Raw genomic sequence first — 11,855 nt, 5'->3', positions numbered from 1 at the left:
GGGCGAAACGTCACCCTGCGATAAGACGTGTGCCACGAATTGGTTATCGGGCCGTTTTTGGAGTATAGATGTGCAAACTTCTAATAAGAACGCACATAAAAGCCGGTCCATCATGCAAAAAAACATCACGTCTCTGGGTTCACTGAACTGGGATGACCTCAAGTTTTTCCTTGAGGTCTCACGCACCCGCAAGGCCAGCACCGCGGCCAAGCGCCTGGCCGTCGACTACACCACCGTGTCGCGGCGCATCAGTTCACTGGAAGCTTCGCTGGGCACCCTGCTGTTCGAGAAGTCCCGGACCAGCGGCTTTGTCCTGACCGCCGAAGGCCAACGCCTGATGGGCTACGCCGAGTCGATCGAAAGTACGCTGCACATGGCCTGCGAACAGGTCTCAGGGTCCGGGGTGGCGTTGTCCGGCCATGTGCGCATGGGCTGCACCGAAGGTTTCGGGAGCTTTTTCATTACCCCGCAACTGAGTCACTTCGTCGACGCCTACCCGGCGATCTCGGTGGACATCCTGCCGCTGCCGCACTTCATCAGCCTGTCCAAGCGCGAGGCCGACATCGTCATCGCCCTGGAGCGCCCGGAACACGGCCCCTATGTCTGCTGCAAACTGACGGACTACCGCCTGCAGCTGTATGCGACGCAGCAATACCTCGACAAGCACCCGGCAATCCGCCGGCCGGCCGACTTGAGCAAGCATTCGTTCATCAGTTATGTCGACGACCTGGCGTTCAGCTCCGAGCTGCTGTACCTGGCCAACGTGCTCCCCGGCGCCAGCGCCAACTTGCGCAGCACCAGCGTGATCGCGCAGTTCGTGGCCGCGCAGCAAGGGCGGTCGCTGGCCATCCTGCCGTGCTTCCTGGCAGCCCAGGACCCACGGTTGCTGCCGGTGTTGCCGCAGGAAATCAACATCACCCGGCAATTCTGGATGTACTGCCGCGAGGATCTGAGGAAGCTCAAGCGGATTACCCTGTTGTGGGATTACATCCGCGCCGTGACCGAGCAGAACCAGGCACTGTTGATGGGTGACAGTCGGCAGATGGTGTTTGCCGACTGAGGATGTTCAAGAACGTTCAGGTTGTAACCGGTTGGCGGCCAGCCACTTTCCTGGACAATGTCTTGCCGAACGCTATCCACCATTTTTCATAATAGAAGGTGGAGATATGCGCGGTGATGAAAATGGCGGCGAACAACAACGGTCGCTTCAGATATTTAACGATGGTATCCCCGCTACCCAGCCAGGTATGCGCCAGCAGCGGATGAACAACGTAGAGCGCGTAGGAGATGGTGGCGATATAAAACAGAATGCGGTTGTTCAGAACATGGGCAATGAATGTCCGGCCATTGAGCAGCGTACTCCCGACCATTGCGGCGGCAATGTAAGGGCGCAAGTAGTTCATGAAACCACCGTCGGGATGACTGGACACGACAAACAAGGCGAATAAAGCCATTTGCACGACCAGCATTTGTGCCGGCGCCTTCACAAGATTGTTACCCAGTCTTTTGTGATAGATCAGCGCCAGTATGCAACCAGACAGTATTTCATCAATGCGGTAATAGGTATTGATGACGACATGGGCATCATTCATGACTCGATAGGTTGTGACGGCGATGGCGAGAAAAGGGATGAGCACCATCCACCTTTTCCTCATCATGACTACCAGCAAGGCGATGGCCACATAAAACTGGACCTCCATGCACAAACTCCATAAATGGCCGTTTACCTCGCCAAGCCACATGGGCGGCCAGTTGGCAAAGAACAAAAAGTTTGCGATGTAGTAATCCGGAGGGCTGCTCATGATAGGCAAGACAATTGCCATGTACAGCCAGGCAAGAGGCACAATGCGAAAGAACCTGCGAATCAGAAAATCAATGACGCTGTCGTTATTGAGCAAAAAACTTGTGATCAGGAAACCCGACAAGGTAAAAAATATAGCCATGCCCATGACGCCTGCAGCAGAATTCAACTGCAAAAACTTTGGGCCAAGTGGTAGCAGGTGACACGCCAGTACCAGCAAGATACTTATTCCGCGCCATCCATCAAGTACGTTTAATCGAGAGCCTGCTACGGAACTATCACTCATATTGGCATTCGCTCTTTGGATATAAAAACCCAATAGTCGTAGCAGTGAAATTTTCATGAAGCCAGACCATTCAAGCCTGAAGTCTAGGCCACCTTTTGCGCTTTACACTTCACGCCACGATAAAATTTTGTCGCGAGCCATTGGCTGAATAACTACTTTTTTGACGTTGCTTTCATGGCGTGAAGTGCAACGCCCACTTTTTGGCAGATGCGCTGCGAGCGCTGTCAGGCGCTCGCCTCCTTGAGTTCCAGCATCAGCCCGCTCAAGCGTTTGACCCGACGTCGCACCGCCTCTTCGAAGACGCCAGCCCGAGGTTCGATCAATGTGAACCAATCCTTGGCCCGGGTGATGCCGGTATAGATCAGCTCCTTGGTGAGCACCGGGTTCAGGGCATCGGGCAGGATCAACGCAGTGTGGGCGAATTCCGAGCCCTGGGATTTGTGCACGGTCATGGCGTACACGGTTTCGACATCATTGAGGCGACTGGGCAACACAAAACGCACGCCGCCCTGGCCGTCGTTCCTCGGGAACGCGACTCGCAGCACCGGTTTCCCGGCCTCGGGCCCCTCGCGCTCGGGAAGCTTGAGGGCAATGCCGATGTCGCCATTCATCAAGCCCAGGCCGTAATCGTTGCGGGTCATCAGCACTGGCCGGCCTTCGTACCACTGCTGGTCGCTGTCGATCAGCCGGGCCTTCAGCAAGGCGTCGGTCACCCGCTGGTTCAAGCCTTCCACGCCCCACGGGCCTTTGCGCACCGCGCACAACAACTGGAAGGCGTCGAACGCCTGCAAAACCTGCCGGGCCCAATCGGTCCAGCGCGCATCGTCCAGGGGACAATCGAGCGCTGGACGCTGGTTGCGCAGCAGGCTCAAGTAATAGCGGTAGCCTTGCGGCCCCTCACCATGACCTTCGAGCAACAGGCGCTCCAGCGCCCGATCCTGTTCATTGCGCAGGGACAGGCTGAACACATCGTCGTGGCTTCGCGCCGCCAGCAACTTGCGGGCTTGCGCGGGCTGTTGCTGGTTCACCCAACGAGCCAACTGGCCAATGCCGCTGCCTTCGCCGAAACGCCGCGAGTGGCGCAACATCACCACTTGCTGGGCCAGCGGATGGGTGCCCTGGGTGTCTTCCTGCAGCCCGCTGCCTTCCAGGCTTTCACCGCTGACGGTTTGCAGCCATTGTCGAGTGTGTGGGCTATACCAGCCCGCTTCGGCGTCGCGACACAGATCGCCCAGCACGGCACCGGCCTCCACCGACGCCAGTTGGTCCTTGTCACCCAACAGCACCAGGCGGGCATGGGCCGGCAGCGCATCGAGCAGGTTGGCCATCATTTCCAGGTCGATCATCGACGCTTCGTCCACCACCAGTACATCCAGCGGCAAGTGATTGCCGGCGTGGTGACGGAAATGTCGCGTCCCCGGGCGGCTGCCGAGCAGGCGGTGCACGGTGGTGACGTCAGAGGGGATTTTCTCACGGATGGCTTCAGTGACTTTCAGCGTTCGCACTTGTGCGCTGATGGACTCGGTCAGCCGCGCCGCCGCCTTGCCGGTTGGCGCCGCAAGACGAATGCGCAGCGGCTTGCCCGCCTCTACGGCCGGGGCCTGGAGTAAGGCGAGCAAGCGCACCACCGTGGTGGTCTTGCCGGTTCCCGGACCGCCGGTGACGATACTGAAAGCGCTGCGAGTCGCCAGGGCGCAAGCGAGTTTTTGCCAGTCGACGACCTCACCGGGCCTGGCCGGACCGAATAGCCCCGTCAGGCGCTGCAACAAGTCCCCTGGTGCGTTCTCGTGCACCGCCAGGCGCTCGCGCAACGCATTGTCGATACGTCGTTCGTAGGTCCAGTAGCGTCTCAGGTACAGGCGCTTGCCGGCCAACACCAGAGGCCGCTGATGCACGCTGTCGCGCTCGTCCGCCGCCAATGCGACCAGGCTGCTGGCGGCCAGCACCTTGCACCAGTGGGCGCCATCCAGCCCTTCCAGCAGTTGCGATGGCAGCAACATCGCGCCACCTTGCAGGTCGCCTTCCGGGGGCAGCGACAGGGCGAAGTCCGGCTCCTTGAGGGTTTCGAACAGGTCCAGGCACACATGCCCATGACCCAACTGGTGACTGGTCAATGCCGCCGCCAGCAGTACCAGCGGATCATCGTTCGGAGCCAGTTCGTGAAGAAAACCGACGAAGGCCTTGTCCAGTGCTCGCAACCAGCCACGCTCGACCCAACGCGTGAGCAGCAGCAACAAGTCTTCGGCACGCGTCAAAGGGCTGAGTTGCGCCAGGCTGTCGGCACTCAATGGCGTCGACAGTACATTGGCGAAGGTGCGGTTCATAGCAGTTCTCCCTGTTCCCAGGCGGGTTCGACCCTGGGCTGCGGCTTGCCCTGAAACAGGCGGTCCAGTTGCTCGATCAGCACCTTGGGTGGGCGGGCAAAATACACGCCCTGGCTTGGCGCACGGGTACCGCGCAGGAACAGGTACAGCGCGCCTCCGACATGCCGGTCGTAATCGTAATCGGCAAGCCGGGCCTTGAGCTGGCGGTGCAGGGCCAGCAGGTACAACACGTATTGCAGGTCGTAGCGGTTGTCGAGAATCGACTGCTCCATGGCCTGCGCGGTATAGGCCGCGTCGTCGACGCCGAGCCAGTTGGATTTGTAGTCGGCGACGTAATAGCGGCCGTCATGCTCGAACGTCAGGTCGATGAAGCCCTTGAACATGCCGTTGAGCAACACCGATTCGGCGGCCACCCGAGGCACACCGTTGTGGGTGTATTGACACACCAGCGCATCGAGCTTGAGCACATCGACCTTGTGGCTGGCGAACCAGAACTCCATTTCGACACGGTACTGGGTCAACTGCCCGAATACCACCGGTGCCTCGCCGCTGCCCAGCGGCAACGGCGAATTGAGCAGGTGCTGCAGCCATTCACTCAGCGTGCTGATCCAGCCTTCCCAGCCACGGCGATTGCAGCGACGGGCAATCGCATCTTCCACGGCTTGCCCGGTGACGCCAAAACCTTCGTTGCCTGCCCATTCGAGCAACCCATGGAGAAAGGTGCCCGGGTTCGGGCCACGGGGGAATCGATGGATATCGGCACCGCCGGCCACCATCTCTCGAGGGGTATGCGGGTCGAGACGTTCGTCGTCGAAGAGTTTCTGTGCCTGTGCACTTTCGGGCGCCTGATCACTGCCGATACTCAGGCTGTCGCCGATGCGCAAGGCGCTGTAAGAAGCAATCCACCAGTTTTCACTGGCCTTGCGTTGCACGGTCAACGGTGCCAGCAACGCAGCGGTGTTCTGCGGTGGATGGTAGTGCTCGCGGGTGGCTTCAGGCATTTGTTCAAGACCAATCGCCGGACAGCCCTGTTGAAGGTCTCGCAACCAGGCCTGCAAGCCCGCCGACTCGTTCAAGCAAGCACCGCCACCCAACAGATACCCGAGCGCCGACAGGTGCAGCACCGAGCTGTTGTTATTGCCGCGCTTGAGATCCGCCACGCCCAGCCAGCAGGCATGTTGCGCCCGGGTCAGCGCCACATACAACAGGCGCAGGTCTTCGGCCAGGCGCTCATCATCGGCCAGGGCGATCAATTCGGCCGTGGGGTTCAACGTCACTTGGGCCTTGCCTGCGGCGTCGTGGTAATGCAACGGCAGACGGCTGCCATCCACCGGTTTCGCCGAGCAAATGAACGGCAGGAACACCAACGGGTACTCCAGCCCCTTGGACTTGTGGATGGTCACGACCTTGACCAGTTGCTCGTCGCTTTCCAGACGCAGGATCTGCTCTTCACCCGCCTGGCCCGACAATGCCAGGTGCTCGGACAAATGCCGGATCAATGCCTGCTCGCCATCAAGTTCGGCGGCCGCCTGTTGCAGCAACTCGGACAGGTGCAGCAGGTTGGTCAGGACCCGCTCGCCATCGCTGCGCGCTATCAATGCCTGGGGCAGCTTGAAGTCATGCAGCAAGCGTCGCAGCATTGGCAACACGCCCTGCTTTCGCCAAATCTCGCGATAGCGGCGAAACTGCATGACCCGCGATTCCCAGGCCAGTTCGTCCTGGTTCAATTGCTCAAGCTCGACCAACGACAGATTCAGCGTGATGCTGGCCAGTGCCGCGCGCAGTGGCCGCTCGACGTCCGGCTCGGCGCAGGCCTTGAGCCAGGTCAGCACGTCATGGGCTTCCTGCGCGGCGAACACCGAATCCTTGTCCGACAGATAAACGCTGCGCACGCCTCGGTTAGCGAGCTCGGTACGCACCGCCTGCGCCTCCTTGCCATCACGCACGAGGATGGCAATGTCCGCAGGCATCAAGCCTCTGAGCGGCTGGTCATCGCGCACGAAGCCCGCAACGCCTTGTTGTCCGCCGTTGAGCAAGGCGGTGATTTCGCTGGCACAGGCGGCGGCCAGTTGTTGGCGATAGACCGCACCGGACAACGGCTGCTCGGCGCACAGGTGCCAGATGTTCAACGCCGGTACTGCCTGGTGATCGATGCGCAGGACTTCCTTGCGCCCCTGGGACTCGACAGGCTGGAAGGGCACCGGGTTGTCGCCATTGTTCTCCCGGAACAGGAACGCCCCGCGCCCGGACTCGCGAGACTCGGCATAGTCGAACACGTGGTTCACGGCACTGACCATGCCATGGCTCGAACGGAAGTTGGTGCCCAGGGTATGCAGGCGGCCTGTGGTCGCCTGGCGGGCCCGCAAGTAGGTATAGATGTCGGCGCCGCGGAAGGCGTAGATCGCCTGCTTCGGGTCGCCTATCAGGAACAGCCCGCTGTCGGGGCTGTTGTCTTCAATGCGGTAGATACTCTCGAAGATCCGGTACTGCACCGGGTCGGTGTCCTGGAATTCATCGATCAATGCCACCGGGAACTGTTCGCGGATCAAGCTCGCCAGTCGCTCGCCACCATCGCTTTGCAGCGCCGCGTCCAGGCGCAGCAACATGTCGTCGAAGCCCATTTCCGCACGACGGCGCTTTTCCTCTTCGAAACGCGCCCCCACCCAATGGGCAGCGTGTTGCAGTACGGCCGCATCGGGCGTCGGCAAGCCATCAAGACAGGCCTTGAGCGCGGGCATCGCGTCCAGGCCCGGATGATCCGGCGCGACGCCTTTCTTCCAGGCTTCTGCCATACCCTCAGGCGTCAGGCGCGTGAAGCCGGTGCCGATGTCCAGTTGCTCGAGGGACTCGTCTTCGGCCCAGGCTTTGATTTTCTCGAACCAGGGTTCGAAGTACCGCGCCTGCATCTTGCGCCCGTCGACACTCTTGCTGGCGACACCTTCGTGACACAGGGCCAGCAACTCGTCGGCCCACTGGCGCCACGGCATCTTCAGCTCAAGCAAGGCGGCTCGCCGCTCCTGCAGGCACTCGGTGATCAATTGCGCCGGCTCCTTACCGGCGAGGGTGTCGCGCGCGCTGGCGAACAACCCGCGGATCCGCGGCAACAAGGCGGCTGGACCGCCCCAATTGCTGCGCACCCAGTTCAACGCATCGCCCTGCATCGGATAACAGAACAAGCGCCAGTAATCGCGCAGCACTTCCCCCAGCAGATCGCTGTGGTCGGTTTCCAGGGTCTGAGTGAACAGGCTACCGCTGTCGAAAGCGTGCTCGCGCAACATGCGCTGGCACCAACTGTGGATGGTCGACACGGCCGCCTCATCCATCCATTGCGCGGCGATGTCCAGGCGGTTGGCGCAGCCGGGCCACTGTTCCGGCGCGTACTCTTGCCGCAGCTGGTTGATCAGTGCGTCGGGGGCCGGCGTTTCGTCGCGGAAAAACCGTGCGGCTTCTGCCAGTCGCGTACGGATGCGTTCGCGCAGCTCTTTGGTCGCGGCATCGGTAAAGGTCACCACGAGGATCTGTGGCGGCAGCAGTTCACGACCGAAACCATGGGAGTCTGCACCATGGCCCAGGATCAGCCGCAGGTAGAGTGCGGAAATGGTAAAGGTCTTGCCGGTCCCGGCGCTGGCCTCGATCAGTTGACTGCCACGCAGCGGGAACGCCAGGGCCAAGGGTGTCTGGGTGGTCATGGGCGGGCTTCCTCACTGGACACTGAGCGCCAAGGGGCCTCAAGCAGTGGTCGATACAAGGCATCGCACCAATCGACGAATGTCTCGTCGGCGACCAGGGCGTCGTAATCGGCGAACTGACGGGCCAGCGCCATGCTTTCGCGGCGCTCGCCATCAGTGGTCAAGCCGTCCCCCTCATAGGCCTTGCGGGCCGCTGCCTGGGCTTTGGCCGGGTCGGTCTGCCCGAGCCATGCAAAGGCGGTCTTGACCGCTATCGGCAGGGGTTGGCGCATTCCGGATTGCCAGGCCAGTAACAGATCACCCAGGGTTCCCAAGGCACTCTCCTGTGCAATCGGGTCGAGTAGCAGGCTGTCATCACTGGCGACCAAGGCCGTGGTCATCGGCATGCCGCTGGCGCACGCCACCAGATGATTGACCCACGGTCGTGTCAGCCGATGCCACTTGCGGGTCTTGATCGAACCAATGCTGTTGGGGATCGTCGTGACTGCCAGCAAGCCCCCGTCTGCCCGTTGATGCAGGCCACTGAGCCAGCCCTCGATACGCAGGTCGTCCACTTGCAGATTGACTGGCAGGGCACTGCTCAGGGGTGTTGGCCATAACGCCAGGAGCTGTTGATAACGCGCAAGCAGATCCGGCAAGGGTTCGATCAACTCGCGTTGCAGGCATTCGCCAAATCCTGCCATGGGCAGCAGCCCACTGTTTTGCAGGCGACTGGCCTGCGCCTCCAGCACCTGCTCGGTATTTTCCAGGTCTGCCAACGCCGCGCCGAGCAAACTGTCGCTCAGGCCATAGCGTTGCAAGGCATCGAGGACAAAGGGTTCTTCATCGGCCAAAGGCGCTTCTGCAGCTTCAAAGAACACCTTCAATCGCTGACTGAAGAAATGTCGCACCGGGTTGCGCAAGAAATCCTGCAGTTGCCCAAGACTCAGCGGTTCCTCCTGGATGTGGGCATCGAGCATCTCATGGCCAGGCGCATGCCCACCAGCCTGGTGAAGCACCTGCCACTCGCTGGCATAGCTGAACAGGGCATCACCCTGGTGGAAGTAACGGGCACTGAAGGGTTGCAGCGGATGCTCCTGGGTCATGGCCTCAAGCAAGCCTTCCTCGGCATCGGCCAATCGCCAACCGCTGGCCAGGTGGTCACGGAGCTGGCCGATCAGCACGGATGCCGGGCGCTCGCTGTTATCGCGAATGCTGCGACCGACCCAGCTTATGTAGAGTTGATCGCGCGCCGACAACAATGCCTCCAGCAGCAAATAGCGGTCGTCCTCACGCCGCGAGCGATCGCCAGGCCGGTAGTCGCTGCCCATGAGGTCGAAGTCCAGTGGCGGCTGTGCCCGCGGGTAATCACCATCGTTCATCCCCAGCAGGCACACCAGCTTGAACGGAATCGCGCGCATGGGCATCAAGGTACAGAAGTTGACCGCTCCAGCCAGAAAACGCTGGGACAATCGCCCCTGATCGAGACCGGCCAACCAGGCTTCACGGACGACGGTCAGCGGTAGTTCGTCGTGCAAGCCAACTGACTCACAGTTTTCCAGCCAGGTTTCGCGTAACGTTTCCAGCTGCGTCAACAAATACTCGTCGTGCTCGTTACTGGCCTGGAAGAACAGTGCCACCAATGCCTGCAAGCGCTGGCTCCATTGCTGCGGCGATGCCGGTTGAGAGAGCTCGTGGTGGGCAATTTCCAGTGCGTCCAGTAGCGCAACCAGCGGGCCTATGAGCGCGGCATCCAGACCACCGATTTCGTCATAGGGTTCGATGCCGCCACAGGCACCCGAACTGCCAACGGCATACCCGAGCAACATGCGCCGCAAGCCAAAACGCCAACTGTTTTGCTCCAATGCCTCGGGCAGCCCCAGGCCTGCGCGCTGCTCGGCGTTCATCCCCCAGCGGATACCCGCCCCTTCGATCCAGCGATGCAGGGTTGGCAGGTCACGTTCCTCTACGCCGAAACGCTCCCGTAGCGCCGGGACATCCAGCAGGTCGAGAATCTCGCTGACCGGGAAACGGCTGTCTGGCAACTTGAGCAGATGCTCCACCGCGATCAACAGCGGGTCACGGCCGCGCTGCCCTTGGTCCGCGAGGGTGAAGGGTATGAAGCGCGGGTCGTGGCGCTCAAGCTGGCCGAACACCGCGCGAATATGCGGGGCGTAGGCATCAATGTCCGGGACCATGACAATCACATTCCGGGGACGTAAAAGCGGATCGGCGCTGAAGCGTGCGAGCAACTGATCGTGCAGGATCTCCACTTCGCGCTGGGCGCTGTGGGCAATATGGAAGCGGATCGACGAGTCTTTCTGTAGATCCACGGCCGGCCAGTATTCACGGGTTTCGCCCAATGGACGCAACTCAAGGATGTCGTCTTGCAACTGGTTGAGCATGTGCAGCGGTTGGCTTTCACTGAACAGGTCGATGCGCCCGTCACGAAACGCCGAGCGATAGCTGTTGGGATCGTCGTAGCTGTCGAGCAGGTTGATGTAGTCCCGTCCCTGCTTGCCCCATGCAGCCAGTAAGGGATGCGCGTGTTGATGCAGGGTTTGCGGATCGAGAACGCCCGGCATGCCACTTTTGCGCGCCTGCCGTTTGTATTGATGACGTAGCAGGTCTTTGTCGGCGACGATGTCTGCCCAATGGTGACGACAGGGGTTGTGCACGCACAGCAGCACCTGGCTGAACCGAGCCAGTCCGGCCAGGGCCTCGAGGGCTTGAGCCGGCAGCGAGGAAATGCCGAATACGATGACCCGTGACGGTAATCCACTCGGAGCCACGTCGAGGCTTTTGATGCGTTCGATAAACCGCTGGTGCACGCCGGCCCGGCTTTGCGCCATCCCTTCTTCACCGACATCCAGCAACAGTGCACGCCACAACTCTGCCTGCCAGGCATTGGCAGCAGTCAGCAGCTTGGCTTCGCCCCTGCCGTTACGTAACTGGTGACGACCTTGCGCCCAGTCTTCGAGCCAATCGGCGCGGTACACCTGGTACTGGTCGAACAGATCCGCCAGTCGCTCAGCCAGTTGATAGCGTTTGCGCAAATCGGGGTCATGCGTGAGAAAACGCTGGAGCGGCTCGAAGTGTGGCTGATTGATCAACTGCGGCAGCAGACGCATCAGGCGCCAGGTCAGGGGGGCTTTATCCAGCAGCGACTTGGCCGGGATCTCGTCGCGACCCAGGACCATCCGGTAGAGCTGCCACATGAAACTGCCGGGCAATTGCACATCGATGGCGGCGGCGATCCCGCAGCCGCCCATGTCGTCGTCTTCAGGATCTTCGGCGAGCGCCAGCTTAAGCCATTGCGCTATGCCGTTGCTCTGCACCAGGGCGATTTCATTTTCCAGGGGGGCCAGCGGGTAGCGCCGCATCCAGCTCACCACCAGGCTGCGTAACTCGTCCAGGCGATTGCCGTGAACCACCATAAAACCAGCACTGAGGGACGTTGCGTCCGGCATAAAGGCTTCCTTGGAAAGCGCAAATCGAGGGACGACTTTAACATTGAAGGCGGTTGGCTTCATTTTTAGGAGCGAGCATGCTCCGGGCGGCGTTCCGATGATGGTCGTCAACGATAAGGCTGGGGGCCTGATACCCCGTGGCGCTCTCCGGTTCATCGCGAGCGTGCTCGCTCCTACAGGAGGGTTAGCGATTGCCACAAAGACAAAACCCCTACCTGCATACGCAGATAGGGGTTTTGGAATTTAATCTTGACGATGACCTACTCTCACATGGGGAAACCCCACACTACCATCGGCGATGCATCG

The 11,855-nt window shown here is 60.7% G+C and carries 5 protein-coding genes; 1 reads left to right on the top strand and 4 read right to left on the bottom strand.

What is annotated here, in order from left to right; all coding sequences use genetic code 11:
• Positions 1 to 112 precede the first annotated feature (112 nt).
• On the top strand, positions 113 to 1,060 hold the full coding sequence (locus AC3WWR_RS04655; protein ID WP_151140447.1) for a LysR family transcriptional regulator: 948 nt from the start codon (positions 113 to 115) through the stop codon (positions 1,058 to 1,060).
• Between the two features lie 16 nt (positions 1,061 to 1,076).
• Here the strand turns inward: AC3WWR_RS04655 and AC3WWR_RS04650 are convergent, their stop codons facing one another.
• From AC3WWR_RS04650 to recC, 4 genes are all read right to left on the bottom strand, one after another.
• The gene (locus tag AC3WWR_RS04650; protein ID WP_492598534.1) at positions 1,077 to 2,144 is read right to left on the bottom strand and encodes an acyltransferase family protein; all 1,068 of its coding nucleotides are present in this window, start codon (positions 2,142 to 2,144) and stop codon (positions 1,077 to 1,079) included.
• A 167-nt stretch (positions 2,145 to 2,311) separates the two neighbouring features.
• A complete protein-coding gene (gene recD / locus AC3WWR_RS04645) occupies positions 2,312 to 4,411 on the bottom strand; it encodes an exodeoxyribonuclease V subunit alpha (protein ID WP_454866550.1) in 2,100 nt (699 codons plus the stop codon).
• On the bottom strand, positions 4,408 to 8,100 hold the full coding sequence (gene recB, locus AC3WWR_RS04640) for an exodeoxyribonuclease V subunit beta (protein WP_033045390.1): 3,693 nt from the start codon (positions 8,098 to 8,100) through the stop codon (positions 4,408 to 4,410). Before recB ends, recD begins: the two co-directional genes overlap by 4 nt.
• On the bottom strand, positions 8,097 to 11,549 hold the full coding sequence (recC, locus tag AC3WWR_RS04635; protein WP_492598533.1) for an exodeoxyribonuclease V subunit gamma: 3,453 nt from the start codon (positions 11,547 to 11,549) through the stop codon (positions 8,097 to 8,099). The genes recB and recC overlap by 4 nt, the downstream gene beginning before the upstream one ends.
• Between the last annotated feature and the right edge of the window lie 306 nt (positions 11,550 to 11,855).

The sequence above is a fragment of the Pseudomonas sp. EB271-G4-1 genome (assembly GCF_058791355.1).
The sequence above is the reverse complement of the archived record's forward strand: the minus strand, read 5'-3'. Positions and strand labels throughout refer to the sequence as shown.